The organism is uncultured Thioclava sp., assembly GCF_913064665.1.
GTDB classification, from domain to species: Bacteria; Pseudomonadota; Alphaproteobacteria; order Rhodobacterales; family Rhodobacteraceae; genus Thioclava; species Thioclava arctica.
In genome coordinates this window covers 24,066-50,448 of sequence record NZ_CAJYBT010000002.1, presented here as the reverse complement: position 1 = coordinate 50,448, position 26,383 = coordinate 24,066, and the positions used below count along the sequence as shown (strand labels likewise).

Annotated in this window: 26 protein-coding genes; 12 read left to right on the top strand and 14 right to left on the bottom strand. The window is 62.4% G+C overall.

The window, feature by feature from the left end:
- The first annotated feature begins 226 nt into the window (after positions 1 to 226).
- From lpxC to recN, 3 genes are all read left to right on the top strand, one after another.
- On the top strand, positions 227 to 1,147 hold the full coding sequence (gene lpxC / locus QZ571_RS01100) for a UDP-3-O-acyl-N-acetylglucosamine deacetylase (RefSeq protein ID WP_295530388.1): 921 nt from the start codon (positions 227 to 229) through the stop codon (positions 1,145 to 1,147).
- Positions 1,148 to 1,328: 181 nt separating this feature from the next.
- Entirely contained in the window at positions 1,329 to 2,177 is an 849-nt protein-coding gene (locus QZ571_RS01095) for an outer membrane protein assembly factor BamD (protein ID WP_295530385.1), read from the top strand.
- Positions 2,178 to 2,198: 21 nt separating this feature from the next.
- Entirely contained in the window at positions 2,199 to 3,848 is a 1,650-nt protein-coding gene (gene recN, locus QZ571_RS01090; protein ID WP_295530381.1) for a DNA repair protein RecN, read from the top strand.
- 14 nt (positions 3,849 to 3,862) lie between these two features.
- Here recN and QZ571_RS01085 read toward each other — a convergent pair whose 3' ends face one another.
- Together QZ571_RS01085 and QZ571_RS01080 are read right to left on the bottom strand one after the other, a co-directional pair.
- A complete protein-coding gene (locus QZ571_RS01085) occupies positions 3,863 to 4,258 on the bottom strand; it encodes a DUF4440 domain-containing protein (protein WP_295530378.1) in 396 nt (131 codons plus the stop codon).
- Complete coding sequence (locus tag QZ571_RS01080; RefSeq protein WP_295530374.1) at positions 4,255 to 5,631, bottom strand: FAD-linked oxidase C-terminal domain-containing protein; 1,377 nt, start codon at positions 5,629 to 5,631, stop codon at positions 4,255 to 4,257. The genes QZ571_RS01085 and QZ571_RS01080 overlap by 4 nt, the downstream gene beginning before the upstream one ends.
- 178 nt (positions 5,632 to 5,809) lie before the next feature.
- Here QZ571_RS01080 and QZ571_RS01075 point away from each other — a divergent pair, with 178 nt between their 5' ends.
- Both QZ571_RS01075 and QZ571_RS01070 read left to right on the top strand, forming a co-directional pair.
- On the top strand, positions 5,810 to 7,198 hold the full coding sequence (locus tag QZ571_RS01075; RefSeq protein ID WP_295530371.1) for a bifunctional enoyl-CoA hydratase/phosphate acetyltransferase: 1,389 nt from the start codon (positions 5,810 to 5,812) through the stop codon (positions 7,196 to 7,198).
- On the top strand, positions 7,195 to 8,364 hold the full coding sequence (locus QZ571_RS01070; protein ID WP_295530369.1) for an acetate/propionate family kinase: 1,170 nt from the start codon (positions 7,195 to 7,197) through the stop codon (positions 8,362 to 8,364). The genes QZ571_RS01075 and QZ571_RS01070 overlap by 4 nt, the downstream gene beginning before the upstream one ends.
- 133 nt (positions 8,365 to 8,497) lie before the next feature.
- Here the strand turns inward: QZ571_RS01070 and QZ571_RS01065 are convergent, their stop codons facing one another.
- Together QZ571_RS01065 and cobT are read right to left on the bottom strand one after the other, a co-directional pair.
- Positions 8,498 to 10,297, bottom strand: a complete 1,800-nt coding sequence (locus QZ571_RS01065) for an aminopeptidase P family protein (protein ID WP_295530366.1) — start codon at positions 10,295 to 10,297, stop codon at positions 8,498 to 8,500.
- On the bottom strand, positions 10,297 to 12,174 hold the full coding sequence (gene cobT / locus QZ571_RS01060; RefSeq protein ID WP_295530363.1) for a cobaltochelatase subunit CobT: 1,878 nt from the start codon (positions 12,172 to 12,174) through the stop codon (positions 10,297 to 10,299). Before cobT ends, QZ571_RS01065 begins: the two co-directional genes overlap by 1 nt.
- A gap of 185 nt (positions 12,175 to 12,359) precedes the next feature.
- Between cobT and QZ571_RS01055 the strand changes: the two genes are divergently transcribed.
- Positions 12,360 to 12,941: an NAD(P)H-dependent oxidoreductase gene (locus QZ571_RS01055; RefSeq protein ID WP_295530359.1), complete on the top strand. Its 582-nt coding sequence runs from the start codon at positions 12,360 to 12,362 to the stop codon at positions 12,939 to 12,941.
- Between the two features lie 66 nt (positions 12,942 to 13,007).
- Here the strand turns inward: QZ571_RS01055 and QZ571_RS01050 are convergent, their stop codons facing one another.
- Both QZ571_RS01050 and cobS read right to left on the bottom strand, forming a co-directional pair.
- A complete protein-coding gene (locus QZ571_RS01050; protein ID WP_295530355.1) occupies positions 13,008 to 13,598 on the bottom strand; it encodes a hypothetical protein in 591 nt (196 codons plus the stop codon).
- Positions 13,595 to 14,566, bottom strand: a complete 972-nt coding sequence (gene cobS, locus QZ571_RS01045) for a cobaltochelatase subunit CobS (protein ID WP_295530351.1) — start codon at positions 14,564 to 14,566, stop codon at positions 13,595 to 13,597. Before cobS ends, QZ571_RS01050 begins: the two co-directional genes overlap by 4 nt.
- 173 nt (positions 14,567 to 14,739) lie before the next feature.
- Between cobS and QZ571_RS01040 the strand changes: the two genes are divergently transcribed.
- Both QZ571_RS01040 and QZ571_RS01035 read left to right on the top strand, forming a co-directional pair.
- Positions 14,740 to 15,171, top strand: coding sequence for a DUF4177 domain-containing protein (locus QZ571_RS01040; RefSeq protein ID WP_295530348.1), 432 nt, complete (start codon positions 14,740 to 14,742; stop codon positions 15,169 to 15,171).
- 309 nt (positions 15,172 to 15,480) lie between these two features.
- Positions 15,481 to 16,101 (top strand): J domain-containing protein, encoded by a 621-nt coding sequence (locus tag QZ571_RS01035; RefSeq protein ID WP_295530345.1) that lies wholly within the window; start codon positions 15,481 to 15,483, stop codon positions 16,099 to 16,101.
- A 116-nt stretch (positions 16,102 to 16,217) separates the two neighbouring features.
- On the opposite strand, the gene QZ571_RS01030 is transcribed toward QZ571_RS01035, so the two are convergent.
- Genes QZ571_RS01030 through QZ571_RS01020 form a run of 3 tightly spaced genes read right to left on the bottom strand, consistent with a single transcriptional unit; the run spans position 16,218 to position 18,530 of the window.
- Positions 16,218 to 16,736 (bottom strand): MarR family transcriptional regulator, encoded by a 519-nt coding sequence (locus tag QZ571_RS01030; RefSeq protein ID WP_295530342.1) that lies wholly within the window; start codon positions 16,734 to 16,736, stop codon positions 16,218 to 16,220.
- Between the two features lie 14 nt (positions 16,737 to 16,750).
- Positions 16,751 to 17,521: a 2-dehydro-3-deoxygalactonokinase gene (locus tag QZ571_RS01025; RefSeq protein WP_295530339.1), complete on the bottom strand. Its 771-nt coding sequence runs from the start codon at positions 17,519 to 17,521 to the stop codon at positions 16,751 to 16,753.
- Between the two features lie 31 nt (positions 17,522 to 17,552).
- On the bottom strand, positions 17,553 to 18,530 hold the full coding sequence (locus tag QZ571_RS01020) for a zinc ABC transporter substrate-binding protein (protein ID WP_295530336.1): 978 nt from the start codon (positions 18,528 to 18,530) through the stop codon (positions 17,553 to 17,555).
- Positions 18,531 to 18,617: 87 nt separating this feature from the next.
- Here QZ571_RS01020 and QZ571_RS01015 point away from each other — a divergent pair, with 87 nt between their 5' ends.
- From QZ571_RS01015 to QZ571_RS01005, 3 genes are read left to right on the top strand one after another with little or no spacing between them, the layout of a single operon-like run.
- Positions 18,618 to 19,133 carry a Fur family transcriptional regulator gene (locus QZ571_RS01015; protein WP_295530334.1) on the top strand — a complete coding sequence of 172 codons (516 nt, stop codon included), beginning with the start codon at positions 18,618 to 18,620 and terminating at the stop codon, positions 19,131 to 19,133.
- Positions 19,130 to 19,897 (top strand): metal ABC transporter ATP-binding protein, encoded by a 768-nt coding sequence (locus QZ571_RS01010; RefSeq protein ID WP_295530332.1) that lies wholly within the window; start codon positions 19,130 to 19,132, stop codon positions 19,895 to 19,897. The genes QZ571_RS01015 and QZ571_RS01010 overlap by 4 nt, the downstream gene beginning before the upstream one ends.
- Positions 19,890 to 20,672 carry a metal ABC transporter permease gene (locus QZ571_RS01005; RefSeq protein ID WP_295530329.1) on the top strand — a complete coding sequence of 261 codons (783 nt, stop codon included), beginning with the start codon at positions 19,890 to 19,892 and terminating at the stop codon, positions 20,670 to 20,672. Before QZ571_RS01010 ends, QZ571_RS01005 begins: the two co-directional genes overlap by 8 nt.
- Here QZ571_RS01005 and QZ571_RS01000 read toward each other — a convergent pair.
- From QZ571_RS01000 to QZ571_RS00980, 5 genes are all read right to left on the bottom strand, one after another.
- Entirely contained in the window at positions 20,669 to 21,622 is a 954-nt protein-coding gene (locus tag QZ571_RS01000; RefSeq protein ID WP_295530326.1) for a DMT family transporter, read from the bottom strand. The two genes, QZ571_RS01005 and QZ571_RS01000, sit on opposite strands and share 4 nt — an antisense overlap.
- Positions 21,623 to 21,828: 206 nt before the next feature.
- The gene (locus QZ571_RS00995; protein ID WP_295530323.1) at positions 21,829 to 23,304 is read right to left on the bottom strand and encodes a SulP family inorganic anion transporter; all 1,476 of its coding nucleotides are present in this window, start codon (positions 23,302 to 23,304) and stop codon (positions 21,829 to 21,831) included.
- A gap of 135 nt (positions 23,305 to 23,439) precedes the next feature.
- Positions 23,440 to 24,102, bottom strand: a complete 663-nt coding sequence (locus tag QZ571_RS00990) for a DUF1638 domain-containing protein (protein WP_295530320.1) — start codon at positions 24,100 to 24,102, stop codon at positions 23,440 to 23,442.
- Entirely contained in the window at positions 24,099 to 24,257 is a 159-nt protein-coding gene (locus tag QZ571_RS00985; RefSeq protein WP_295530318.1) for a hypothetical protein, read from the bottom strand. Before QZ571_RS00985 ends, QZ571_RS00990 begins: the two co-directional genes overlap by 4 nt.
- A 122-nt stretch (positions 24,258 to 24,379) precedes the next feature.
- Positions 24,380 to 25,081, bottom strand: a complete 702-nt coding sequence (locus QZ571_RS00980; RefSeq protein ID WP_295530315.1) for a B12-binding domain-containing protein — start codon at positions 25,079 to 25,081, stop codon at positions 24,380 to 24,382.
- Positions 25,082 to 25,238: 157 nt separating this feature from the next.
- Here QZ571_RS00980 and QZ571_RS00975 point away from each other — a divergent pair, with 157 nt between their 5' ends.
- The gene (locus QZ571_RS00975) at positions 25,239 to 26,333 is read left to right on the top strand and encodes a PA0069 family radical SAM protein (protein ID WP_295530310.1); all 1,095 of its coding nucleotides are present in this window, start codon (positions 25,239 to 25,241) and stop codon (positions 26,331 to 26,333) included.
- The last annotated feature ends 50 nt before the right edge of the window (positions 26,334 to 26,383 follow it).

The following is a 26,383-nucleotide window of genomic DNA, read 5'->3' as shown; positions in this document are numbered from 1 at the left end:
AACGTCATCACAAAACTGTAACAAGGGCCGGATTTTTCCGGCCCTTTCTTTATGAAAAACATTACCTTAAATGGCTCTGAGCGATGTTTTGCCCCGGCCATGCCTCATTGTTTCACTCCGTTACAAAGAGTGAGTTGAGATGCGGCGTCCACCTGACTAACTGAGACTGCGGTACCGGGAATTGATATTTCGTTACCGCCAGAGATAAAAGTTGTGAGGTCACCCCGTGCAGACAACCCTTGCCAGATCCGTGCGCTTTTCGGGCGTCGGGCTCCATTCCGGGGCTGCGGTCGAGATGTGTGTGCATCCCGCACCCGCGGGCAGTGGAGTTGTGTTTCGCCGCACCGATGTGACCGGTGTGAACCCGCGTATCCCGGCGCTCTGGAGCAATGTGCCCTCTGCCCAACTGTGCACCAAGATCGAAAACGCCGATGGCGTTCAGGTGTCCACGATCGAGCATGTGATGGCGGCGCTTGTCGGCTCGGGGGTGCATAACGCGCTGGTCGAAATCGACGGTGCCGAAGTCCCGATCCTTGATGGCTCTGCCGCGCCCTTCGTCGCTGCGTTCTGCGCGGCGGGGCTGCGCCAGTTGAGCGGTGCGGTGCGCGCGATCCGGGTGCTCAAATCGGTTGAAGTGCGTGAGGGGGCTGCCGTGGCCCGGCTGGAACCGGCCGCAGCGCTTGAGATCGACTTTCACATTGATTTCAGCGATGCCGCGATCGGTGTGCAGCGCAAACGGTTGAAAATGTCGAACGGGGCGTTCGTGCGCGAGTTGATGGACAGCCGCACATTCTGCCGTCGCGCCGACGTGGATATGATGCAAGCCAATGGCCTTGCGCTTGGCGGCACCTATGAAAACGCAGTTGTGATCGAGGGCGACAAAGTACTAAGCCCCGGCGGTCTGCGCCATGTCGATGAGGCGGTGCGCCACAAGATGCTCGACGCGCTTGGCGACCTCGCGCTGGCAGGGGCACCGATTCTGGGGCGCTACACCGGAACGCGTTCGGGCCACGCGCTAACGAATAAACTGTTGCGTGCCTTGTTTGCGGATCCCACCGCCTGGACGTGGGAAGAGTGTTCGGACGCGCAGGCCTATAGCTTGCCGGGTGCCGGTGTTTGCCCAGCAAAGGCGCTGGTTTCGGCCTGATTTGCTCTGCGCCAGTCGAACCGGTTTGTCACGCTACGCAACCTTGGGCAAAAAGGCATCAAAGGCATTTTGCGCCCCGGATTTTTCTGTGCTAGGACAACCCAAACCCCCCGCGCGAAGCGGGTGTCAGGATACGGGTCCGGGGCCTTTCCCCCGGTAGTGAAGAGGAATGGGGCAGGGCATGGGGCGCGGCAAAACAGCGGCAGCGAAACTCGGGGCTCTTGGTCTTGTGACCGTTTTGGCCGCGTGCGGTGGAAATTCAAAGGCAACGCCCAATCTGGAAAACTTCACCGCGCAACAAATCTATGAGCGTGGCGAATATGAGCTAGAGGTCGGCAATCCGCGCCGCCCCGCCGATGCGCTCAAGTATTTCTCTGAGGTCGAGCGGCTTTACCCCTATTCACAATGGGCCAAGCGCGCGCTGATCATGGAAGCCTATGCCCAGCATCGCGCGAAGAAATACGAAGAGGCGCGGGCCTCGGCGCAGCGCTTCCTTGATACCTATCCGGGCGATGAGGATGCAGCCTATGCGCAATATCTTCTCGCGCTGTCCTATTACGATCAGATCGACGAGGTGGGCCGCGATCAGGGGCTGACCTATCAGGCGCTGCAGTCGCTGCGTGATGTGATCGAGAAATATCCGAACTCGGAATATGCGCAATCCGCGATTCTGAAATTCGATCTCGCCTTCGACCATCTGGCCGGTAAAGAGATGGAGATCGGGCGCTATTACCTCAAGCGGGGCAATTATACCGCCGCGATCAACCGTTTCCGCGTCGTGGTAGAGCAATTCCAGACCACCGCACACACCCCCGAGGCGCTGGAGCGTCTGGTCGAGGCCTATCTTGCCCTTGGCATCAACGATCAGGCACAGACCGCGGGCGCCATTCTGGGCCATAACTTCCAGTCATCGCCCTTCTATCAAGACGCCTATAACCTGCTTGAGAAAAAGGGCCTCAAGCCCGAAGCCAAGGGGGATGGTTGGCTGGCGAAGGTCTATCGGCAGGTGATCAAAGGCGAATGGCTCTGATCGCATGCGAGGCTGGCTGACATGCTGCGTTCGCTCGAAATCCGCGACATCTTGATTATAGACCGGCTCGAACTCTGTTTCGGAGCCGGTCTGAACGTGCTGACCGGTGAGACGGGGGCGGGCAAGTCGATTTTGCTCGACTGTCTGGGCTTTGTGCTGGGGTGGCGTGGGCGCGCGGAATTGGTGCGTCAAGGGGCCGATCAGGGCGAGGTTACGGCGGTGTTCGAACTGCCCCTGACCCATCCTGTGCGCGCGATCTTGGCCGAGGCGGGGTTGCCCTGCGAAGACGAGCTGATCTTGCGCCGGGTCAATGCGCGCGATGGCCGCAAAACCGCCTGGATCAATGATCGGCGCGCCAGTGGCGAAGTGCTGCGTCAGGTCTCGCAATCGCTGGTCGAATTGCATGGTCAGCAAGATGATGGCGGGCTTTTGAACGAACGCGGACACCGCGCACTGCTCGATCTGTTCGCCGATCATCCCGCGCTACTGGCTGCCAGCCGGTCTGCGTGGAAAGCGCGCTCAAGCGCGCAGCGCCAGCTGGACGCCGCGCGCGCCGATCTTGAGGCGGTGCGCCTTGAAGAAGATTTCCTGCGCCATGCCGTCAAGGAACTCGACGCGCTTGATCCCCAGCCCGGCGAAGAGGGCGCGTTGGACACTCAGCGCCGCCAGATGCAGGGGGCTGCAAAAATTCGCGACGATGTGGCCAAGGCCGCGCAGGCTTTGGGCCCCGAGGGAGCTGAGGGTGCGATGCGCGACGCGGATCGCTGGTTACAGGGGGCGGCTGCGCGCGCTGAGGGGCGTCTGGATGGCCCGCTTACAATGCTGGAACGCGCGTTGTTTGAACTGGGCGAGGCGGCGCAGGGGGTCGACGACGCTCTGGAAGCGCTTGATTTTGATCCCCGTGCACTGGAGGCCTGCGAGGAGCGCTTGTTTGCGATCCGCGCGCTGGCACGCAAGCACGGCGTTTTGGCCGATGATCTGGGCAGTTTTGCTGCGGGTCTGCGTGATAAGCTGGCGGCCCTTGATGCCGGGGCTGAGGGGATCGAAGAGCTGGAGGTCGAGTTGGCCCGGGCCGGCGCTGAATTCGAACGCGCAGCCAGTGATCTGAGCCGCGCGCGCCTAGCCGCCGCCACCCGGCTTGATGCTGCGATGGCGGGTGAGTTGGCCCCGCTCAAGATGGAACGCGCGCTGTTTGAAACCCATATCACGCAAGGCGATCCGGGGCCGGATGGGCGCGACACGGTGGCCTTCACTGTTGCCACGAACCCGGGTGCGCCCGCAGGTCCGCTGAACAAGATCGCCTCGGGGGGCGAGTTGTCGCGCTTCTTGCTGGCGCTCAAGGTGGTGTTGTCACGCGGGGCCGATGCGCTGACGCTGATTTTTGATGAAATTGATCGCGGCGTTGGCGGGGCGACGGCAGATGCGGTGGGCCGTCGGTTGGCCAAGCTGGCCGAGGGCGCGCAGGTGCTTGTTGTCACCCATTCCCCGCAGGTCGCCGCGCGTGGCGCCACCCATTTCCGGGTCGCGAAATCGGTTCAAAATGAGATGACGACGTCGCAAGTGCGCGCCTTACCCGAGGCCGAGCGCATCGACGAGATCGCGCGCATGATCGCAGGCGCCGAAGTGACGGACGCCGCGCGCGCTGCTGCGAAATCACTGCTGGCAGGCTGACGCGGCGCGGGCGATTACACTGCGGGTTCGACCACGAATTGCGCCGCCACGATCTGCCAACCCGCGTCCGACAGCCCCATCGTTGCAGCCAGCACGGCCCCGACACGGCCCGCATCCGAGCCATCTGCATGCACGATTCCCGATAGCACAAAGCGCTGGATCACCACGCAGGCCTCTGATCCGACAGGGCGCATCTTGACGCGCCCCGTCACGAGGCGCGCGCGCGCGAACGCCCCGCTTAACTCGCCCGCCAGCAATTCGGCGATTTCCTCGCGCCCGACCGCTGCGCCGCCGGTGAGCGACAGAAAATCTGCATCCGGCACGAAATAGCTCGCCAGCGTCAGCGCATCGCGCGCCCCCCAAGAGCGTGCGAAGGCGCGCGGTAGATCATCGGGCGTCTCAAAGCTCATGCTTTTTGCTCCACCAACTTGCCGGGGTTGAGGATATTTTGCGGATCAAGCGCGGCTTTAAGCGTGCCCATCACATCCCAACCCGCCCCGTGTTCGGCGCGCATATAGCCGATCTTGCCCATGCCGATACCGTGCTCGCCGGTGACCGTGCCGCCCATCTCAAGCGCGCGCTTGGCCATCTTGCCCGCCACGTCCTTGGCGCGTTTGAATTCGTCTTCATCATTGGGATCAAGCAGCATCACCGAGTGGAAATTCCCGTCGCCCACATGGCCCACCATCGGCCCGATCAGCCCCGCCGCCGCGATTTCACCCGCCATCTCGGCCACGGCCTCGGCGAGGCGCGAGATCGGCACGCAGATATCGGTCACCAACCCCATGCAGCCGGGCCGATGCGCGATCGAGGCCGGATAGGCGCCATGACGCATCCGCCAAAGCTTGTTGCGATCCTCGGTCGTGGTGGCCCATTGGAAATCGGCCCCGCCCATATCTGCCACCACCTCGCCAAAGCGTTCCGACGCCTCGGCCACCGCCGCGTCCGAGCCGTGAAACTCGATCATCAGATGCGGTTTGGCGGGGAAATTAGTGCCATTCGCCTCGTTGAAAATCTCGGCCGTCAGCGCGTCGACAAATTCGATCCGCGCCATCGGAATGCCCATCTGGATCGTCAGCTGCACGGTTTCGACCGCCGCCTCCAGCGTCTCAAAGGCGCAGACCGCAGATGAGATCGCCTCGGGCTGACCGTGCAGGCGCAGGGTCAGCTCGGTGATGATGCCCAAAGTGCCCTCGGATCCCACCATCAGCGCGGTCAAATCATAGCCAGCGGCAGATTTCTTGGCGCGGCTTCCGGTGCGAATGATGCGCCCGTCTGCCAGCACGACCTCAAGCGCCGCCACATTGTCGCGCATCGAGCCATAGCGCACCGTCGTTGTGCCCGAGGCCCGCGTCGCCGCCATCCCGCCAAGCGAAGCATTCGCGCCCGGATCGACGGGAAAAAACAGCCCCGTCGCGCGCAGATCGTCGTTCAGCGCCATACGCGTCACGCCGGGCTGGACCCGCACCTGCATATCCGCATCCAACACTTCGAGCACGCGGTTCATCCGGCTCATGTCCAGACTGATCCCGCCGCGCAACGGCACCGCATGCCCCTCAAGCGAGGTGCCCGTGCCCCAAGGCGTGATCGCGACATCATGGGCGGCACAGATTTTCACCAGCTCCGCGACCTCTTGCGTGGTCTCGGGATAAGCCACGGCATCGGGCGGGCTGAAGGGAAACCAGGTCTCATTGCGCCCATGCTGATCGCGATCCCCGGCCGAGCGATTCAACCGTTCCCCCAACAGCGATTCGAGCGCGCTCAACGACTCAGAAAATGCCATGTCCCAGTCTCCTTTAGATGCTGCCCAAGTCTTAGGCGTCTGCGCTTGCACAGGGAAGGGGGGCTGGAAAAACTCGGCGGTTTTTGTCTCGGATCAAGGATTTGTCACGGTTTAGGGGCTAGGTGAAAGCCGCGCGACCCGTCAAGGTGGGCGCTCCGAAAAGGAACAGGAGACCGCGATGATTTTGGAAAGCCGGAAATGGGATGAGATGGAGGTCGGCCAGAGCGCAGAGCTGAAACGGCTGTGCACGGCGGATGACTTTTACGTCTTTGCCGCGGCTTCGGGCAATCACAACCCGGTCCATCTTGAGGCCGAGGACGGCGATGGCGACGGGGTGCGCGAGGCCTATGCGCCGGGCATGTTCGTGGCCTCGCTGATCACGGCGGTGCTGGGAAATCTGCTGCCCGGTCCCGGCACGCTCTATCGCTCGCAGATGCTGAACTTTCATGATCACGCGATGGCAGGCCAAGAGCTGTGCGCGCGCGTCGAGGTGGTGGAAAAACTTGCCGATGGCGCGGTGCGCTTTGCCACGCAGGTGACGCGCGTGTCCGATGGCGCGCTGATCGTGGATGGTATCGCCGAGGTGTTCGCCCCCAAGAAACACCTGAAATTCGACGCGCTCGAAGTGCCCGGCCTGATCAGCCAGCGCCATCGCCATTTCGAGAAACTGCTTGAGCGCGCCGAGCCGCTGCCCGATCTGGTCACCGCCGTGGTCTGTCCCGAGGAACCCGCCTCGCTGGAGGGCGCGATTCTAGCTGCTGAGCGGCGCATCATCGAGCCGCTGTTGATCGGGGATCCTGAACGGATCATGCGGGCCGCAGCAGATTGTGGACTTGATGCGACCCGCTTTGAAATTCTTCCCGCCGAGAGCGCGCGCGACGCAGCGCGCCTTGCCGTGCAACTCGTGCATGAGGGGCGTGCGGGGGCGATCATGAAGGGCCATCTGCATACCGACACGCTGCTCAAGCCGATGCTGGACAAGGCGACCGGGCTGCGCACGGGACGCCGCTTTACCCATGTCTTCGTGATGGATGTGCCCGGTATCTCGCACCCGCTGATCGTCACCGATGCCGCCATCAACATCGCGCCCGATCTGGTGACCAAGGTCGATATCGTGCAAAACGCAATCGATGTGGCGATCTCAATCGGCATTGCCGTGCCCAAGGTGGGCGTGCTGAGCGCGGTAGAGACCGTAACGCCCTCGATCCCGTCCTCGCTGGATGCCGCCTTGCTGTCCAAAATGGCCGAGCGTGGGCAGATCACCGGCGGTGAGGTGGATGGTCCCTTGGCGATGGACAATGCGGTGGATCTGGGGGCCGCGCGCATCAAGGGGTTGCGTGGTCAGGTCGCTGGTCGCGCCGAGGTTCTGGTCGCGCCGGGCATTGATTCCGCCAATATGCTGGCCAAGCAACTGGCCTATATTTCGCATGCCGAAGGAGCGGGGTTGGTGCTGGGGGCGAAGGTGCCGGTGATCCTCAATTCGCGCTCAGATAGTGCCATGGCGCGGCTGGCCTCGGCGGCGGTGGCCTCAATCCATTACCACCGGATGCGGGGGAAACAGGAATGACGCGCGCTATTCTGACGCTGAATTCGGGGTCTTCCTCGCTCAAGCTGGGGCTGTTTGATGAAGATCTCAATGCGCTGGCGATGGGCCATGTCGATCGGATCGGGCGCCGTGAGGCGGCGATGAAATTGACGGGATCGGATGGCGCGCCGCTGCCGCTGCCCGAGACCGCCCCCGAGGCCTTCGCTACAAACGCCGCCGCGCTAAAGACCGCGCTGGCCGCCTTTCACGCCGATTTTGAGCGCCTCGAAATCGTCGCGGTTGGCCATCGCGTGGTGCATGGCGGGATCGATCACGCCGCCCCCGAAAGGGTGACGCCCGCGCTGATCAAGGATCTTGCGCGGCTCGCCCCGTTTGCGCCCTTGCACCAACCCCACAATCTCGCCGGGATTCGCGCCGCAATCGACGCCTTCCCCGGGGTGCCCCAGATCGTGTGCTATGACACGGCCTTCCATCGCGGCCATCCATTTGTGTCTGACGTCTACGCCCTGCCGCGCGCCTATTATGACAAGGGCGTGCGCCGCTACGGGTTTCATGGGTTGAGCTATGACTATATCAACGGTGAATTGGCGCGTCGCGAACCGGGCCTTCATGCGGGGCGCGTGGTGGTGGCGCATCTGGGATCGGGCGCGTCGATCTGCGCGCTCAAGGGCGGTAAATCGATCGCCTCCAGCCTCGGGTTTTCGGCGCTGGATGGTCTGCCCATGGGCACCCGCTCGGGCGAGTTGGACCCGGGCGTCGTGCTGTATCTCATGGATCAGGAAGGGATGAGCGCCGCTGATATTTCGGACCTGCTCTATAAGAAATCAGGGCTGCTTGGCCTCTCGGGTATCTCCAATGATATGCGCACGCTCGAGGCAAGCGATCATCCACATGCCGCCCAAGCCATCGCCTATTTCGCGTTCCGCATCAAACGCGAGATCGGCGCGATGGCGGCCGCCTTGGGCGGTCTAGACGGGGTCGTGTTTTGCGGCGGAATCGGGGAAAATTCGGCGCGGCTACGCGCCGAGGTCTGTGCGAATATGGACTGGCTCGGGATTGCACTTGATCCTCAAGCGAATGCACAAAATGCCCTCGAGATCGGATCTGATCGGGTCCGCGTCTTGGTGATCCCGACGAATGAGGAAATCGTGATCGCGCGCGCGGCGCGTCAGGTGCTGAGCCAATAACCGATGCGGCTTGGGCCGACCTCCGGGACGCTCCGCGGGGAGTATTTAATGGCTAGATGAAAGCGACCTCCCTTTCATCTAGCTAGAAATACTCCCGCCGGAGGCATCCGAGATTTTCAACGCAGGGCCGCATTCAAAGCGGCGCGCAGGCGCTCTCCAGCCAGACTTTCGCAGCCGCGCTGACATGCGGGCCAATCTGGTCAAGCACTTGCGCATGATAGGCGTTCAGCCAGATGCGCTCATCTGGTGAGAGCAGGCCCGAGTCGATCAGACGGCGCTCGATGGGCACCCAGGTGAGCGTGTCAAAGCTGAGTTGGTCGCGATTATCGCCCTTTGCGGGCGCAATCTGTGTGACGATCAGGTTTTCGATGCGGATGCCGAACTGTCCTTCGCGGTAATAACCGGGCTCGTTCGACAGGATCATGCCGGGTTCCAACGCGATTTCGGAGACCCGTGAGATCCGCGCAGGGCCCTCGTGCACACTTAGTGCTGCGCCCACGCCATGACCCGTGCCGTGATCGTAATCCCAGCCCTCGGCCCAAAGCGGTGCGCGGGCCAGAGCGTCAAGATGCGCCCCTGCGACCCCGCGTGGAAACCGCGCGCGCGACAGAGCGATCATGCCTTGCAGCACACGGGTGAAGGGCGCGCGAGCCTCGGGCGGCACGTCGCCCACGGCCACGGTGCGGGTGATGTCGGTCGTGCCATCGACATATTGCCCGCCCGAATCCACCAGCAGCAATTCGCCGGGGTTGACGGGGCGGTTGGTGGCCTCGTTGACGCGGTAATGCACGATTGCGCCATTGCCGCCTGCGCCGCAAATCGTATCAAAGCTGATATCCAGCAAGGCGTTGGTATCGCGGCGGAACCCCTCTAGGGCGGTGACGACGGCAATTTCGTTCAGCTTGCCTTTGGGGGCCTCGGCATCCAGCCAAGCAAGAAATTCGACCATCGCGCAGGCATCGCGATGATGGGCGGTCTGCATGCCTGCGATTTCGGTCGCGTTCTTGCGTGCCTTGGGCAAAATGCAGGGATCGCGCGCCCATGTGATGTGGGTGTCGTGATCGGCCAGCCGCAGGCTGACCGCAAGGGGGGCTGTATCGGGATCGACCAGCACCGGGCCTTCGATCGCCTCAAGCGCCGCTTCGAATGCATGTGGTGGCAGAATGGCAATCTGATCGCCCAGATCGGCGCGCAGGCTGTCGTCGAACTTTGCAGCATCGGCAAACAGCTTGACTCCGCCATTGGCAAACAGCACCGCGAAGGCCTGCACCACCGGGTTGCGCGCAATATCGCTGCCACGAATGTTCAACAGCCAGCAGATCGAATCGGGCAGGGTGAGGATAGCCGCTGCAACGCCTTGGGCGTGCAGATCGGCGGCCAGACGCGCGCGTTTGTCAGCAGCCGTTTCGCCTGCGAATTCCGGTGGATGGAGGCGTGCGGGCTGGCTGGGCGGGGCAGGGCGGTCGGTCCAGATCGCGTCGATCAGATTGGCGCTCTCAATGAGGGCGATGCCGCTGCCTTCCAGATCAGCGCGGATCTTGGCGATCTCGGATTGGGTGTGCAGCCAGGGATCAAAGCCCACCGTCGCGCCCTCGGGCAGGTGGTCGCGCAGCCAAGCGCCGGGTTTGACCTCGGGCCAGTTGACGGGGGTAAAATGGGCCAGATCGACCTCGGCGCGCACTTGCACGCGGTAGCGGCCATCGACGAACACGCCCGCCTGATCGCGGGTAGCGATGCAAAATCCGGCCGATCCGGTAAAGCCCGTCAGCCATGCCAAACGCGCATCGCAGGGGGCGACATATTCGCCCTGATGGGCATCGGCGCGGGGCACGATGAACCCGTCGAGATCGGCTTTGGCCATTGCGGCGCGCAAATCGGCCAGCCGGGGCGGGCCAAGCTCGGGGCGCGACTGCACCGAGAAATCCTGAAACATCACATTGCCTTTTTGATACCCAGCAGGCGCGCGCGCGCGCGCGGATCGCTGTCAAACAGACCGGCGAGTTGCTCGGTCATTGCGCCGGCCAATTGCTCGACATCGGTGATCGTGACGGCGTGCTGGTAATAGCGCGTCACGTCATGGCCGATCCCGATGGCGATCAGTTCGACCGCGCGGCGTTTTTCCACCATTGCGATCACGTCGCGCAGGTGTTTTTCAAGATAAATCGCGGGGTTGACGGACAAAGTTGAGTCATCCACCGGCGCGCCATCGGAAATCACCATCAGAATTTTGCGCGCTTCTGAACGCGCCATCATCCGGCGATGTGCCCATTCCAGCGCCTCGCCGTCGATGTTTTCCTTCAGCAGGCCTTCCTTCATCATCAGGCCCAGATTGGTGCGCGTGCGGCGCATCGGGGCGTCGGCGCGCTTGTAGATGATGTGACGCAGATCGTTCAGGCGACCGGGCGATTGCGGGCGCCCATCAGCGAGCCATTTCTCGCGCGATTGCCCACCTTTCCACGCCCGCGTGGTAAAGCCGAGGATTTCGACTTTCACGTCGCAGCGCTCGAGGGTGCGCGCCAGAACATCGGCGCAGATCGCGGCAATCGAGATCGGGCGGCCCCGCATCGAGCCGGAATTGTCCAGCAGCAGCGTCACCACGGTGTCGCGAAACTCGGTATCCTTCTCGACCTTGAAGGACAGCGGCATCGTCGGGTTGGCAACCACGCGCGCCAAGCGGCCCGCGTCCAGCATGCCTTCTTCGCGGTCAAACTCCCACGAGCGGCTTTGCTGGGCTTGCAGGCGGCGCTGCAACTTGTTGGCGAGGCGCGACACGGCCCCTTTCAGCGGTTCCAACTGCTGATCGAGATAAAGACGCAGGCGTTCCAACTCGGCGGGTTCGGCCAGATCCTCGGCGGCGATTTCCTCGTCGAACGCGGTTGAATAGACCGTGTAATTCGGATCGGCAGCGGAATGGGGGGGCGGTGGCGGGGGCTCCAGTGGCGCATCGGCCTGAGGCATGTCCACCTCGTCGCCCATCTCCTGATCGGCGAGATCGTCGGAACTGACGGTCGTCTGGCTTTGATCTTGCTGGGTTTCCTGACTGGATTCAGGCGCGGCGTCGGCGTCGTCTTCCTCGCTTTCGTCGCGGCCCTGATTGTCGCCCTGCTCGTCGTCTTGCTGGGCTTGATTGTCGTCCTCGCCCTCGTCCCCGGCCTCTTCGTCGGGATCGTCACCCAGTTGATCGCCATAGCCCAGATCGGCGATCACCTTGCGCGCCATACGCGCGAACGCCGCCTGATCTGAGAGAACGTGATCGACGCCCTCCAGATCATCGCCTGCCGATTGCTCGATGAAGGGGCGCCACAGATCAAGCACATTTGCAGCGCCTGCGGGCAATTTGCGCCCCGTCGCCAATTCGCGCACGAAATAGCCCGCCGCGACCGACAAGGGGGCCTCTTCGGGAGCGCGAATCTGGGCATAGCCCTTGCGCTCGGCCTCATGGGCGATCTTGGCGTCGATATTGGTCAGCGTGCCGGGCATGTCGCGCGCGCCCAAAGCCTCGCAGCGCGCGGTTTCCATCGCCTCATAAATCGAGGCCGCCAGTTCGCCCGTGGGCGCATAGCGGGCGTCGATTTTCGCATTGTGGTGGCGACGGCGCATCGCCAGCGCATCTGCGGTGCCGCGCGCCAGCAGCACCTCGTCGCGCGTCATTCGGCGCGACACCTGCGGCAGGCGCATCGTGTCAGAGGTCATCCCAGATGGGTCGACCGAATAGCTCACCGTCAATTCAGGCGCATCGGCCATCGTTTTGGTGGCCTCGGCCAGCGCCTTCTTGAACGGATCAGCGGGGTTATCGGAGGGCTTGCTCATATCCCAGATAAAGCACCGCTCGGGCGCGCCCGCAAGAGGGCGCAAGGGTTCCCTGCAAATGCGCGCGCCCCCGGTTCAGGGGCGCACAGTCTGCGGGGTTGGAACGTGACCTGCTAAACCTAATATCTCGTTTGAGAATTTCGCCTGCCGTCCCGCGCAGGCCAGAGGCAAAACAGGAGAGCGCTATGACGGATAAACTCAAATTAGGGATCGTTGTGGGCACCACGCGCGACGGGCGCTTTGCTGATCGGGCGCTGGAGTGGTTTGAGGGCAAAATCGCGGCGCGCGATGATCTGACCTATGAGGTACTGGATCTGCGTGACGCTGCCTTGCCGTTCTTTGATGAGGTCGCTCCGCCTGCTGCCAAGCCCGTGACCAACGTCGCCGCGCAGGCATGGGAGAAAAAGCTTGAGGAATGCGATGGCTTCATCGTGCTCACGGCGGAATATAACCACTCGATCCCGGCCACGATCAAGAACGCCTTTGATTACGCCTTCAAGGGCTGGCATCGCAAACCGATTGGCACGGTGGGCTATGGCGGTGTGGGGGCGGCGCGCGCGGTCGAGCATCTGCGCCTGATCGCGGTGAATTTCGGCATGGTGCCGGTGCGCGGCGCAGTCACGATTGGCGGCGCGGATTTCGTAAAGGCCAGCCAAGGCACGCCGATTGGCGAATTGGGTGATCACCTGAACGGACCGACCAAAGAACTGCTGGACGATATGGTGTTCTGGGGGCGCGCGGCGAAATGGGCCGAGGTCAACGTCTGAGGTTAAACCCGTCACAGTATAAAACGCCCGGTCGCAAGGCCGGGCGTTTCGCACACCGTCGCGATTCTAGCGGTCGAAAATCTGCTGACAGATCCCGGGAATGAAATCCGGGCCCAGCTTGCTTGCATCAAAGGCGCGCAGGTCTTGCTGGCCTTTTTTGGTCTGGCCATCGAGCGTGATCTCATAGCCGCCCGTAAGCAGGTTGACGTCGCACGCGCCCTGAGATTCAGGGTCGATACGGTCGTAATATTGATAGCTGTAGCCCGAGACGGTGAACTGCTCGTCGCGCCAAGCAATGGAAAACGTGGATTCCCAAGGTGTGCGGCCAAAGCCGATCTGTTCTTGGTGCAGCGAGAAGGCAGAGGGCGAGAGCGCGGCCAAACTGGGGGTCTGCCCGCCGCCCTGACCCGAGAACACCACGCGCGTGAGCGTCAGCGCAGGCTTCAGGCCATAGACCGCATCGCCAAGGTAGATCGTCAAATCGGCGGCATCGCTATCATTTTGCGTCAGCGTGGCGGCATCAGGGAGCCCGTCGCCGTTCCAGTCGCCCGACAGCGCCGCGATCAGCTCGCCCGGTTTGGCCGGGACGCTGGTGTCTTGCGCCGCCGCAAGCGCGGGGGCGAGCCCCAACACCAGTGCCGCCAGCGCCCGGATCACTTCGCCATCGCGGCCGCAGATTCGGGCAGTTCTTCGTCAAACAGGCGCTGGTAGAACTCGGCGACGGTCTGGCGCTCCAACTCGTCGCATTTGTTCAGGAAGGACAGGCGGAACGCATAGCCGATATTGTTGAAGATGCGCGCGTTCTGCGCCCAAGCGATCACCGTGCGCGGGCTCATGACGGTGGACAGATCGCCATTCATGAACGCCGTGCGCGTCAGATCGGCGACGGTCACCATCTGGCTGATCGTCTTGCGCCCGGTCTCGGTGTTGTATTGCGGGTTTTTCGACAAAACGATGGCGACCTCGGCGTCATGGCTGAGATAGTTCAGCGTCGACACCAGACTCCAGCGGTCCATCTGGCCTTGGTTGATCTGCTGTGTGCCGTGATACAGGCCCGTCGTGTCGCCCAGACCCACGGTGTTGGAGGTCGCAAACAGACGGAAATAGGGGTTCGGCGTGATCACCTCGTTTTGATCCAGCAGCGTCAGCTTACCGTCGGCTTCCAGCACGCGCTGGATCACGAACATCACATCCGCGCGCCCCGCGTCGTATTCGTCAAACACGATCGCGGTCGGGTTGCGCAGCGCCCAAGGCAGGATGCCCTCGTGGAACACCGTGACCTGCTTGCCATCGACCAGCTTGATCGCATCCTTGCCGATCAGGTCGATCCGGCTGACATGACTATCAAGGTTGACGCGCACGCAGGGCCAGTTCAGCCGCGCAGCCACCTGCTCGATATGGGTGGATTTTCCCGTGCCGTGATAGCCCTGAATCATCACCCGGCGGTTATAGGCAAAACCTGCCAAAATCGCCAAGGTGGTGTCGGGATCGAACTTGTAGGTGGAATCGATGGCAGGCACGCGCTCGCTGGTTTCGGCGAATGCCTTGACCTTCATATCGGACTCGACGCCGAAAACTTCTCGGATATCAACCTCTTCAGTCGGTTTGGCGTTCTGATCGAGCATCTCGGGCGTCCTTTCCTTGCTTGACGCGATTTGTGGACCATCAGCGAGAGGGGTTCAAGAGCCGCAATTGTCTCAGTTACACGCGGCTCGGCCCGTTCCCGCCACCTCACGGGTGTTTCGGTTGACCGGGACTGCGCATGCGATAGAAAGACCCCCAAGCAAAAGGTGGCCAAATGCAACATTTCGAATACAAAGTCATTCCCGCCCCGGCGCGGGGAGAAAAAGAGCGTGGGCTGAAGACCGGGATCGATCGGTTTGCCCATACCCTGTCGGGTTTGATGAACGACATGGCCGTGCAGGGCTGGGAGTATCTGCGCGCCGAGACCCTGCCTGCCGAAGAGCGCACGGGCCTCACGGGCAAGACCACCGTCTATCACAACCTGCTGGTGTTTCGTCGCGCGCTGTCGCTGGAACCCGCGCAGGGGATCGGCGCACATCTGAGCAGCCATGACACGGCTGCGAATGCCGAAGGCGCGCCCAAGGTCGCCCCGAAAGTGAGCCTGATGGCTGAGGGCGACAAACCCGTCGAGCGTAGCCTGAAGGCCGAAGCGCCTGAAGGGCGTGCGCCCAGCCTGCGCGCCAGCCGGTCCGAGGACGACAGCTAAGAGATTGGGCGCGCGCGCTTGGGTGAACGACGCCTGATAGGGTATTGATCTGGCAAGGAAATCCGCATGAAAGGCGGTGGCTGGTCCTGTTCTTGGGCCGCGCGCGTCGCTCCTTCGTCTTTCTTTGCAGGAAACAAGGGCGAACCGGGCGCGTCGAGGTGCAATTCTTGCGGATCGGCGTTTTTGTTTGGCTCAAAGGGCTCGCCCCCTTCCCTCAAGCGCTATTTCCACTAAACTGCGTGGCCCGACTCGGCGTGTAGGTCCACTCGCTTTCACCGAACCAGGCATCGGGCAGAACAAGAGGCAAGCATGAGCAAGAGCGATCCTTTCGGGTTCAATATTTCGGCCGCCGCCGACAAGAAGCGCCGCTCTAAGGGGCGCCGTGGCATGTCAGGCGCGTTTGAATCGTCCACCCGCGTGTGCGATCACGCAGGCTGCGAAGAACCCGGCAAATACCGCGCGCCCAAAAGTCCAAAAGTGTTGGATGATTACTATTGGTTCTGCAAAGACCATGTGCGCGATTACAATTTGAACTGGAACTATTTCCAAGGTCAGTCCGAGGAAGAATTCCAGAATTTCCTTGATAATGCGACGGTGTGGGAACGCCCGACCAAGCCATTTTCCAAGGCCAAAGAGGAACAGGGCTGGGCGCGTCACGGCATTTCCGACCCCCATGAGATGCTGGGCGTGAATGCCACGCTCAATCCGGGTCGCTCGCTGGGGCGCAAATTGCCGCCCACGGAAAAGCGTGCGCTGGATATTCTGGATCTGCGTGACAGCACCACAAAGGCGGATATTCGCAAGACCTACAAGGCGCTGATCAAGGTGCTGCATCCCGATATGAACGGCGGGGATCGTTCTCAGGAAGACATGCTGCAAGAGGTGCTTTGGGCTTGGGAACAGCTTAAAGAAAGCCGCAACTTCAAGTAAGGTTCGGGGCTTGGGCCGGGTATGAAAAGGGGGCGCCGCGTGGCGCCCTTTTTAATGGTTGGTGCGCAGCTATTGCCCGCTCGCGCCTTTGAAGATGCGGGCTCGTGACCGGGGGCTTACGTAGCCGCTTTATCGGCCTTCTTTTTCTTCTTCTTGCCGCTCGATTTCGGGGCGCTGCGCGCAGGATCGATCTGGGTGGCCAGCGCCTCGGGGGTGAGCCGTGACAGCGCGCCCATATGGCCTGCCACGGCATCCAGCACCTCGCACAGGGCCGCTGCGCGCGGATCGGCGCTGCGGGTTTCCAGCACGGCCAACTGATCGCGCGCAGGTCCGATGACGCGGCGCGCGCGTTCGCCCAGCACCAGCCGTGCCAGTTCCCACGGATCGGCGGGGGCGACGAAAAATTCCTTGCGCGAGCCCGGCGTGCGCGCGCTTTGGATCAGCCCGGCCTCGCGCAGCTCTTTCAGCGCAACCGAAATGTTTGAGCGCGACCGGCCAAGCTGATCGACCAGATCCTCGGCGCTGGGCGCTTGTGCGGCGCGCCAGATCGCCCCGAAACAGCGCCCCGCCGGACGGCTCAGCCCAAAGCGCGGAGCAATTTCGCCAAAGCTGTCAGACAGATCCAGATCGGTCATGAGGCTGGCTCCCTTCAGCGGTTGCGGGCTTGGGCCAGCCCTGCGATCAGCGCGGCCTCACCATCGCCCAACGTGACCTGTGCACCTTGGCTTTGCAAGGCACGCAGGCAAACCTCGCCCCAGCCCGGAGCGGTGGGTGAGTTGAGCGCCAGCACGGGCTGGCCAAGCCACCACGGGCGCGTTGCGGCCAATTCCAGCCCCAGAACCGCCCCCGCCGCGCGCTCTGATTGTCCGTTCAGCGCCAGCGCGCCAAGATCGCGGCTGGCCCGTTCGGGGCGTGACAGCGCGTCGCTAAGGGCGGCGTCAAACGCAGCCCCCGCGTCCAATTCAGCGCCAAGCCCCGCCAGCATCGCCGCCGATCCGGCCCGCGCCGCGCTGACGACTTCGCCCGCTGAGATATGCGCCCAAAGCGCGGTTGCACCGCAAATCCAGATCACCCCGTCAAATTGCGGTGCGCCCGCCAGAATGCCCGCGATGCGCGCAGCTTCGGGCGGGGTGATCGGGTCACGCGGCTGGGTTTGCAGCAAGCCGGGCAGGGCGGGCAGGGCGCGATCCGCGATTTCTGCCACGGGCCAGGCCCCCTCGGGCAGCGGCGTGCAAGGCAGCGCGCGCGCCTCAAGCCCGACAGAGGCGGCGGCCAGCACCACCTCTGTTTGGGGATCGGTCTGGGGCAAAAGCGGGCGCGGCGATGGGTTGGTGCGCGACCCTGTGATCGCGCCCGTGCCATCCACGCTGAGAGCACGCCAGCGCCCGGCTTCTTCTATCAATGCAATCCAATCAGTCATCGGATGCAGATGGCATGCCTACGCGGCCAGATCAATCCTGCGAGGACAGGCAGGTGGTGATCGTATCGGCGGTCTTTTGCATCAGCGCTTCATACAGGCCCGGCCCGTAGGTCAGCGAACTGCCCGAAGGATCCAGCGCGCCGCCCAGCTTGACGGGCGTGCCATCGACCAGAATATCGACCATTTTGGGATCATGCTGCGCCTCGGGGAAGGCGCAATAGATCTTGGCCGCCGGGACGGTTGCCGTCGCTTCCTTGCGCAGGCTGATCATATGCGCCGCCCCGGGTGCGGTTGCATCACTGGGCGAAAGCGCCCCTGCCACGTTGAGTTCGTAGTGATCCGCAAGATAGCCATAGGCGGCGTGATAGACGAGAAAGGCTTTGTCCTGCACCGGGGCAAATTGCGCCTTGATCCGGGTGTCCATCGCACTGATGCGTTCCTGGGCGGCTTTGGCATTGGCCGCATAGGTTTGGGCATGTTCGGGATCAAGCTTGCCCAGATCCTGCGCGATCAGGCCCAGCCAGACCTTGGCATTGTCGGGGTCAAGCCAGGCATGGGGGTCTGTATTGGCATCGGGTTGCGTTGCCTCGGTGGCGTGTGCGTCATGCGCGTCGTGGTCTTCATCCTCATCCAGATCGGCGCTGTGATCATGGGGGTCGGCGGCGCTGAACTGGCGGGTATGCGAGCCGGGCGCACCCAGCAAGGTCAGGGCGTGATCCTGCGCGTTGATCCCGTTCAGCGCGCGCTCCAACCACGGGGTCAGGCGCGGCCCGATCCATACGATCAGGCCCGCATCCTGTAGCGCCCCCGCTTGGCTTGGCTTGAGCTGATAGTGATGGGCGTCGGAATTCTGGCCCAGCAGCACTGAAGGCGTGCCCAAATTGCCCATCACCTGCGCGACAAGCGACTGCACCGGGGGGATATCCGTCACCACTTTGGGCACTTCGGCCTGAGCGAGGCTCGCAAATGTGCCAAAGGCGGCAATCGACAACGGAATTATGAAACGCATCTGTCTCTCCTGAACTTGATCTCGGCGTTGATAGATGTATGTTATAAAATCACACGTCAAGTGAAAATGTGATAAGGTAACATATCAGTGGCCCAGCCTTGCGACCCGAAATCCCATGCAAACAGCGCTTTCGCGCCCCATGATCATGCTGGTTGTGCCGCAAGCACGCTGCATCGCGCGCAAGAGGTCGCACAGGAAAAAGGGGCGCGGCTGACCCCGGTGCGCCAGCGCGCGTTGGAGATTTTGCTTGAGGAGCATCGCGCGATGGGGGCCTATGAGGTGCTGGATCGGCTGGCGGCAGATGGCTTTGGCAATCAGCCGCCCGTGGCCTATCGCGCGCTGGAATTTCTGGTCGAGAACGGCTTGGCGCATCGGGTGCGTCGGCTCAATGCCTTTGCAGCCTGCATGCGACCGGGCGAAGATCACGCGCCGGTTTTCCTGATTTGTCGCGACTGTGGCGAGGTCGCCGAGGCGGGCGCGGATGAGGTGCGCAGCGCCTTGCTCGCCGCCGCCGCACGCCATAATTTCACCGTCGAACGCGCCACGGTCGAGGCTTTGGGCCTGTGCCCGCGCTGTGCGCAAACACCCGAGGCCGAGGCATGAAAGACCTGATCACCGCGCAGGATTTATCCGTGCGCCATGGCGCGACCGAGGTGCTCTCAAACGTCAATTTCACCATTGCCCAGGGCGAGATCGTCACCGTGATCGGCCCCAACGGCTCGGGCAAATCCACGCTGATCCGCGCGCTGATCGGGCTGCAGCCTGCGGCAACCGGGCAGGTGGTCCGCGCGCCGGGGCTGGCGATTGGTTATGTTCCCCAAAAGCTGCATATCGACGCGAGCCTGCCGCTGACGGTGCGCCGGTTCTTGTCGCTGCCCAAGCGCGTCTCAAACGCACAGGCCCAAGAAGCGCTGGAGCGCACGGGTGTTGCAGGTCTTGGCGCGCGCCCGATTGCGCGCCTCTCAGGGGGGCAGTTTCAGCGCGTGCTTCTGGCGCGCGCCTTGCTGGTGGACCCTGAAATCCTGATTCTGGACGAGCCGACGCAGGGGCTTGATCAGCCCGGCACGGCGGCGTTTTACAAGCTGATTGAAGAGGTGCGCGCGCAGACCGGGGCGGCGGTGTTGATGGTCAGCCATGATCTGCATGTGGTGATGTCGGCCTCGGACCGGGTGATTTGTCTCAATGGCCATGTCTGCTGTCAGGGCGCGCCCAAGGTGGTGGCCGAAGCACCGGAATATCGCGCGCTGTTTGGCATGGGCACGCGCGGGGCCTTTGCGCTGTATCAGCATGATCACGATCACGGGCATGAGGCGGGTGCCGAGGGTGCCGCTTGCAGCCATGAAGGGCATAAGCACGAACATGTTTGACGATTTTCTGATCCGCGCGGGGCTTGCCGGGATTGGCCTGACGCTGGCAACCGGGCCGCTGGGCGCATTCGTGGTGTGGCGGCGCATGGCCTATTTTGGCGATGCGACGGCGCATGCTGCGATCCTGGGCGTGGCGCTGAGTTTCGCCTTTGGCACCTCGGTCTATCTTGGCACGCTGGGCGTGGCGCTGGCGATGGCGCTGACGGTGGCGCGGCTGTCGGGGCGGGGCCATGCGATGGATACGATGCTGGGCGTGCTGGCCCATTCGGCGCTGGCGCTGGGGCTGCTGGCGGCCTCGTTCCAGACGGGGTTGCGCGTCGATCTGAGCGCGTGGCTGTTTGGCGATATTCTGGCGGTGTCGAAAACCGATCTGGTGATCGTGTGGGGCGGGGCGGCGGTGGTGCTCGCGCTGCTAGCATGGCGCTGGCAAGGGCTGCTGACGGCCACAATCAATGATGAATTGGCGATGGCCTCGGGCATTAATCCCAAACGCGAGCAACTGGTGCTGACGGTGGCGCTGGCGCTGACAGTAGCGGTCTCGATCAAGATCGTGGGGGCGTTGCTGATCGCAGCCCTGCTGATCGTGCCAGCCGCCAGCGCGCGTCAACTTGCGCGCAGCCCCGAGACGATGGCGGCGGGCGCGACGGGTGTCGGCATCGCGTCGGTGTTGCTAGGGCTCTGGGCCTCAATGCAGTTTGACACCCCCGCTGGCCCCTCGATCGTGTCCGCAGCGACGGTGATTTTCATGGTCTCGCTGCTGTTTCGGCGTCGCTAGCGATCAATGCGGGCGCGGATCTTGCGCGCCGGTGCGCCCGATTTGCGCTCGCGGTAAAACACATAAATCCCGGATGCGAGGATGATCGACGTGCCCAGTATCGTCAGCGCATCGGGAAAATTGCCAAAGACCAGATATCCCACCAGCGTGGCCCCCAGAATCTCGAGATATTGCAGCGGTGCAAGCAGACTGGCCTCGACCTTGCTGAAGGCCAGAGTGATCAGCAAAAAGGTCAGAGCGATCAACGCTCCCGAGGCAAATAGCGCCCCCAGCGCCCAGCCCGGCAGGTCCGATAGCGGCGTGGTGTGGCGCCCCATGAGCCCCAGCGCAAGCTGCGCCCCCCCGAGAATGGCCGCCCCCGACAGCGCCACTCCGATCTGAAACGACAGCGCCGAGCGGTGCTTGCGCGTGGCCTTGCGCAGCACGATCATATTGAGCGCATAAGCCAGCGCGCCAAGGGCTGGCAGCAACACCACCGGCCCGAAAATCTCGAAATTCGGGCGGATCACGATCAGCGCGCCGATCAGCCCGATCGCCACCGCAATGTAGCGCCGCATCCCAGGTTTCTCACCCAGAAACGGGCCCGCGAGCAGCGTCAGCACCAAGGGCTCGATAAAGAAAATCGAGATCGCCGTGGCGATAGGCATGGTTCGATAGGCATAAATCAAGCATAGCGAGACCACCGCCACCAGCGCCCCGGACAGCACTGCAGGCCAAGACAGCACCGATCCCCGCAGCCCTTTGCGCGCCAAAAGCAGCAAGGGCAAAAACCAGATCGCTTGCGCCAATGTGCGCCAGACCGTTACGTCAAAGGGGGCAGCGAACCCGGTCAGCGTCTTGGAAATCGCATCGCCGATCGGAAGCAGCGCCATCGCTGCACACATCGCCATCATGCCGGCGATCTGGGAGGGCGCGGCGTCGGGCTGGGCGCTGAAATCGGCGTTGGACATTGAAACCTCCCGCAAATGCACCGTGAAAACGGGGCAACATCTTTGATCCGGGCGTTCAGGATGGCTGTGAAACCTGCGGAGAGGCCGGGCGACGCCATCGCCCTTGTGGTCTTGGTTAGCGCCGGGTCGCGATTGCGTCAAGCCGGGCAGTCGGGGGCGGGCAGTCAGGGCAGGGGGCGCAGCTCTCTGCGCCCCCAAAGCCTGGGTTAGTGATCGGCGACCGCTTTGCCGCCATTGGACAGCCGGTCGATGATCGTTTCGGTCGCCTGGTTCATGCCCACGACCTTCACATCGGTGCCTTGCATACGGAACTTGCCCACCGCACGATCCAGTGCGGCCACCGAGGAAATGTCCCAGATATGGGCATGGGTCAGGTCGATCACGACGCGATCCAGTTTCTCGCGGAAATCAAAGGCGCGGTTGAATTCCTCGACCGTGGCGAAAAAGATCTGACCCTTGATGTAATAGGTGCGCAGGCGGTGTTCCTCGTTCAGACGCGAGGACATATCGGTCATCTTCGCGATCTTGCCGGCAAAGAAGATCCCCGACAGCAGCACGCCCACCAGCACCCCGATGGCGAGATTGTGCGTGGCCACGACAAAGCCCACGGTGGCCAGCATCACGATATTGGAGGACATCGGCATCGTGCGCAGCTGGCCCAGCGAGGCCCAGCTGAACGTGCCAATCGACACCATGATCATGATCGCAACCAGCGCGGGCATCGGGATGCGCCCGACCCATTCGCCCAGTACAACGCAAAAGATCAGCAGCGACACGCCCGCCACCAGCGTCGACAGACGCTGGCGCCCGCCCGAGGTCACGTTGATCACCGACTGCCCGATCATCGCACAGCCCGCCATGCCGCCGACAAAACCGGTCGCGAAATTGGCGATGCCTTGGCCGTAACATTCCTGACGGCGATCCGAGATCGTGTCGGTCATCTCATCCACGATATTCTGCGTCATCAGGCTTTCGAGCAGCCCCACGACCGCCACGGCGACCGAATAGGGCAGGATGATTTGCAGCGTGTGCAGGTTGAACGGCACGTTGGGGATCAGGAAGGAGGGCAGCTCATCAGGCAACGCGCCCATATCCGAGACGGTGTGCACATCGCCCAAACCCAGCCCCATCGTGATCGCTGACAGCACCAAGATTGCGATCAGCGGCGAAGGGATCGCCCGAAACACGCGCGGCAGCAGATAGATGATCGCCAAGCCAGCCGCGACCAGCGCATAGGTGATCGGGGGCACTTTGGAGGGGTCCAACTCGGGCCATTGCGCCATGAAAATCATGATCGCGAGCGCGTTCACGAACCCCGTCATCACCGATTTCGACACGAAACGCATCACATGACCCAAGTTCAGCAAGCCCGCGATCATCTGGATCACGCCCGCCAAAATCGTGGCCGCCAACAGGTAATCGAGCCCGTGCTCGCGCACCAAGCTGCCCATCAACACCGCAGTGGCTGCCGTCGCCGCCGAGATCATCCCCGGCCGCCCACCGAAAAACGCGGTGATCGTGGCGATCAGGAACGAGGCATAAAGCCCCACTTTCGGATCCACCCCGGCGATGATCGAAAACGCGATGGCCTCGGGGATCAGCGCCAGCGCCACGACAAGGCCGGACAGGATATCGGTGCGGACATTGCCGAACCATTGGGTCCGCCAGATTGAAAAGGTCATAGGACACTCCGGGAATGCAAAGGCCCGCAGCGGGGGAGGCGCGGGCCGAACGACGTCAATTTGAGGCTGGACATATCGCCGCAACGCCGAAAAGCCAAGCAAACCTTGGCGGATTTCAGAGAAACTTAAGGCCGATTAAGCCGATGTGACGGGTTTATGCGCAAAATCTGCAAGGCTTGTGGCCAAATCGCCATAGCCAGTAAAGCGCCGTTCATAGTGCAGACCCAACCGCGCTGCCGCCTCGGCAGCCTTGGCATCAAGGGCTGGATCGTTGGTTTGCGCCTGATAGATCAGCCGGTCGTAATTGCCAAACATCATCTCGATCAGCTCGGGATGGCGATCAAACCCCATCGGGCGCCACACGAAAGCATCGAACTGGCGCACCAGAAAATCGGTGAGGTAGAACGCGGTGATTTCACTCTCGGCAGTCTTGGCGAAGGCCTCATTTCCTTCAAAAAAGGAATAACAATGCGGCCCGGCGATCATCTCGACGCCCAGTTCCTTGCATTTTTCCAACAAGTGTCCGCCCGTGCCACAATCTGCGTAAACGACAAAAATATCATCGTAATCCGCGCGATGTTTGGCCACCGCATCGGCCACCGCTTGGGTGATCTTGTCGGGATACAGGTGGAGATTGGCGGGCAAGCAGGTCAGATCCAGATGATCCCAGCGATTGATCCGCTTGAGGTCCAAAATCTCACGCGCCAACGCGCCACAGGCAATCAACAAAAGCCGACCAGAGCCTTGCGGGGCCAACCCGTCTTTGGACAGGACACTGTCCCCGGGAAGCTGGGTCATTCCACCCGTGCCATCAACCGCATCACACCCGCCGCAATCAGAACCATCAACCCCAGCGTCGCAATCGGCATGCCTGACATGGCAAACGCCCAAATCGTCACCCCGGCCATCACGATGACAAATACGATCAGCATAAGAAAATGTGGTAGCGGCATGCGCGGTCCCTCCATTGTCTTAAGTATGGGGCGCGCGAAGCCAAAGGAAAAGGCCCCGACGAAAAAAATCGGAGCCTTTTGTCAGGTCAAATGTCGCGGTCGCGCCGCGCAGGTGGGCAAGATCACGCCGAAAGTTGGTTATGTTTGCGTGCGATGAAATCCTTGGCCGTTTCCACCGCGACGGCAGCATCGCGGCAATAGGCATCTGCACCGATCGCGCGGCCGAATTCCTCATTCAGCGGCGCGCCGCCGACCAGAACGATGTAGTCGTCGCGAATGCCCTGTTCCTTCATCGTGTCGATCACGACTTTCATATAGGGCATCGTGGTGGTCAGCAGGGCCGACATGCCAATGATATCTGCGCCTTCGGCGGCTGCGGTCTCAAGATATTTCTCGACCGGGTTGTTAATGCCAAGGTCGATAATCTCAAATCCGGCCCCTTCCATCATCATCGCGACAAGGTTCTTGCCGATGTCATGGATGTCGCCTTTGACCGTGCCGATGACCATCTTGCCCATGCGCGGGGCACCGGTCTCGATCAGCAGCGGCTTGAGAATTGACATGCCGCCCTTCATGGCATTCGCCGCCAGCAGCACTTCGGGGACAAACAAGATGCCATCGCGGAAATCATGCCCCACGATCGTCATGCCTGCGACCAGTGCCTTGGTCAGAATGTCATAGGGGGTCCAGCCACGATCCAGCAGGATATGGGTGGCCTCTTCGATCTCTTCCTTGAGACCGTCGTAAAGGTCGTCCATCATCTGCGCGGTCAGCTCGGCATCGTCGAGCTCGGAGAGGATGATGTCTTCGTTGTCTTCGGCCATGTGCCTGATCTCCTGATAGCCGCCTTGACCTTGTGGTGGGGCGCGTGGCCCGTCAAGTCTTGGCGAATTGCGACATACGCGGTGTTTCGTGCGACGTCACGCGCTGTTATGCGGTGGTGTCTTGGCAAGTGTTCCTATTTCGTTCTAGATTGGCGGCATGAGTCTGCCATTTGATCTGCCGCCCACCGATCCCAACCTGCGACTGCGCGCGCGTGGTGCCGCTGCGCAGCCTGCGGGCCGGTTTGAACCCTATGCGCGGGCACCCGAGCATGACGGCTGGGACATCCCCGAGGAAGAGCGGCTGGCGCGCACCGAGGTCAGTGTCGAGCGCCCACGTTCTGTTATCACGCGCAACGGCTCGCCCGATTTGCCCTTTGATCGCTCGCTCAACCCCTATCGCGGCTGCGAACATGGCTGCATCTATTGCTTCGCGCGCCCCAGCCATGGCTATCTGGGACTCTCGGCGGGGCTGGATTTTGAAACCCGGCTGGTGGCGCGCCCCGAGGCCCCGCGCGTGCTGGAGACGGAGCTGCGCAAACCGGGCTATAAGGTGCGTCCGATCGCGATTGGCACCAATACCGACCCCTACCAGCCGATTGAGCGAAAATGGGGTGTGATGCGCGGCGTGCTTGAGGTGTTGGCGGCCCATCGCCACCCCGTCGCCATCGTAACGCGCGGCTCGTTGATCTTGCGCGATCTGGATTTGCTGGGCGACATGGCTGCTGCTGGTCTGGTGCAGGTCGGTATCTCGATCACGACGCTCGATGCCAGCCTTGCGCGCGCAATGGAGCCGCGTGCCCCCAGCCCGCCGACGCGCATCCGCATGATCCGTGAACTCGCGCGCGCCGGTATCCCGGTGCGGGTGATGGCCGCGCCGATGATCCCCGGCCTCACCGATCACGAGCTCGAAGCGATTTTGACCGAGGCGCGCCGGGCCGGAGCCAAAGCCGCCTCGATGATGCCTTTGCGCTTGCCCCATGAGGTCGCGCCGCTGTTTGCCGATTGGCTCGAACGCCATCGCCCCGGTCAGGCCGCAAAGGTGCTTGGGCGCGTGCGCGACATGCGCGGTGGCAAGCTGAATGATCCGCGGTTTGGTACACGGATGAAGGGTGAGGGCGAGATGGCCGAGCTGCTCGCGCAGCGTTTCGCACTGTCGTGCAAGCGATTGGGGCTGGCGCGTGCCTTGCCCGATCTGGACTGCGCGCAATTCCACCTGCCCCCGCGTGCGGGCGATCAGTTTGAATTGTTCTGAAAGCACGGCCATGATCCAATCTCTCCCGCACCGAAGATTTCTGTCTCCGG

What these genes read in the sequence shown, in the direction of transcription:
- QZ571_RS01095 (WP_295530385.1), top strand. Translation starts at nt 1,329, where the DNA reads ATGGGGCGCGGCAAAACAGCGGCAGCGAAACTCGGGGCTCTTGGTCTT.
- recN (WP_295530381.1), top strand. Translation starts at nt 2,199, where the DNA reads ATGCTGCGTTCGCTCGAAATCCGCGACATCTTGATTATAGACCGGCTC.
- QZ571_RS01085 (WP_295530378.1), bottom strand. Translation starts at nt 4,258, where the DNA reads ATGAGCTTTGAGACGCCCGATGATCTACCGCGCGCCTTCGCACGCTCT.
- QZ571_RS01080 (WP_295530374.1), bottom strand. Translation starts at nt 5,631, where the DNA reads ATGGCATTTTCTGAGTCGTTGAGCGCGCTCGAATCGCTGTTGGGGGAA.
- QZ571_RS01075 (WP_295530371.1), top strand. Translation starts at nt 5,810, where the DNA reads ATGATTTTGGAAAGCCGGAAATGGGATGAGATGGAGGTCGGCCAGAGC.
- QZ571_RS01070 (WP_295530369.1), top strand. Translation starts at nt 7,195, where the DNA reads ATGACGCGCGCTATTCTGACGCTGAATTCGGGGTCTTCCTCGCTCAAG.
- QZ571_RS01065 (WP_295530366.1), bottom strand. Translation starts at nt 10,297, where the DNA reads ATGTTTCAGGATTTCTCGGTGCAGTCGCGCCCCGAGCTTGGCCCGCCC.
- cobT (WP_295530363.1), bottom strand. Translation starts at nt 12,174, where the DNA reads ATGAGCAAGCCCTCCGATAACCCCGCTGATCCGTTCAAGAAGGCGCTG.
- QZ571_RS01055 (WP_295530359.1), top strand. Translation starts at nt 12,360, where the DNA reads ATGACGGATAAACTCAAATTAGGGATCGTTGTGGGCACCACGCGCGAC.
- cobS (WP_295530351.1), bottom strand. Translation starts at nt 14,566, where the DNA reads ATGCTCGATCAGAACGCCAAACCGACTGAAGAGGTTGATATCCGAGAA.
- QZ571_RS01040 (WP_295530348.1), top strand. Translation starts at nt 14,740, where the DNA reads ATGCAACATTTCGAATACAAAGTCATTCCCGCCCCGGCGCGGGGAGAA.
- QZ571_RS01035 (WP_295530345.1), top strand. Translation starts at nt 15,481, where the DNA reads ATGAGCAAGAGCGATCCTTTCGGGTTCAATATTTCGGCCGCCGCCGAC.
- QZ571_RS01030 (WP_295530342.1), bottom strand. Translation starts at nt 16,736, where the DNA reads ATGACCGATCTGGATCTGTCTGACAGCTTTGGCGAAATTGCTCCGCGC.
- QZ571_RS01025 (WP_295530339.1), bottom strand. Translation starts at nt 17,521, where the DNA reads ATGACTGATTGGATTGCATTGATAGAAGAAGCCGGGCGCTGGCGTGCT.
- QZ571_RS01020 (WP_295530336.1), bottom strand. Translation starts at nt 18,530, where the DNA reads ATGCGTTTCATAATTCCGTTGTCGATTGCCGCCTTTGGCACATTTGCG.
- QZ571_RS01010 (WP_295530332.1), top strand. Translation starts at nt 19,130, where the DNA reads ATGAAAGACCTGATCACCGCGCAGGATTTATCCGTGCGCCATGGCGCG.
- QZ571_RS01005 (WP_295530329.1), top strand. Translation starts at nt 19,890, where the DNA reads ATGTTTGACGATTTTCTGATCCGCGCGGGGCTTGCCGGGATTGGCCTG.
- QZ571_RS01000 (WP_295530326.1), bottom strand. Translation starts at nt 21,622, where the DNA reads ATGTCCAACGCCGATTTCAGCGCCCAGCCCGACGCCGCGCCCTCCCAG.
- QZ571_RS00995 (WP_295530323.1), bottom strand. Translation starts at nt 23,304, where the DNA reads ATGACCTTTTCAATCTGGCGGACCCAATGGTTCGGCAATGTCCGCACC.
- QZ571_RS00990 (WP_295530320.1), bottom strand. Translation starts at nt 24,102, where the DNA reads ATGACCCAGCTTCCCGGGGACAGTGTCCTGTCCAAAGACGGGTTGGCC.
- QZ571_RS00985 (WP_295530318.1), bottom strand. Translation starts at nt 24,257, where the DNA reads ATGCCGCTACCACATTTTCTTATGCTGATCGTATTTGTCATCGTGATG.
- QZ571_RS00980 (WP_295530315.1), bottom strand. Translation starts at nt 25,081, where the DNA reads ATGGCCGAAGACAACGAAGACATCATCCTCTCCGAGCTCGACGATGCC.
- QZ571_RS00975 (WP_295530310.1), top strand. Translation starts at nt 25,239, where the DNA reads ATGAGTCTGCCATTTGATCTGCCGCCCACCGATCCCAACCTGCGACTG.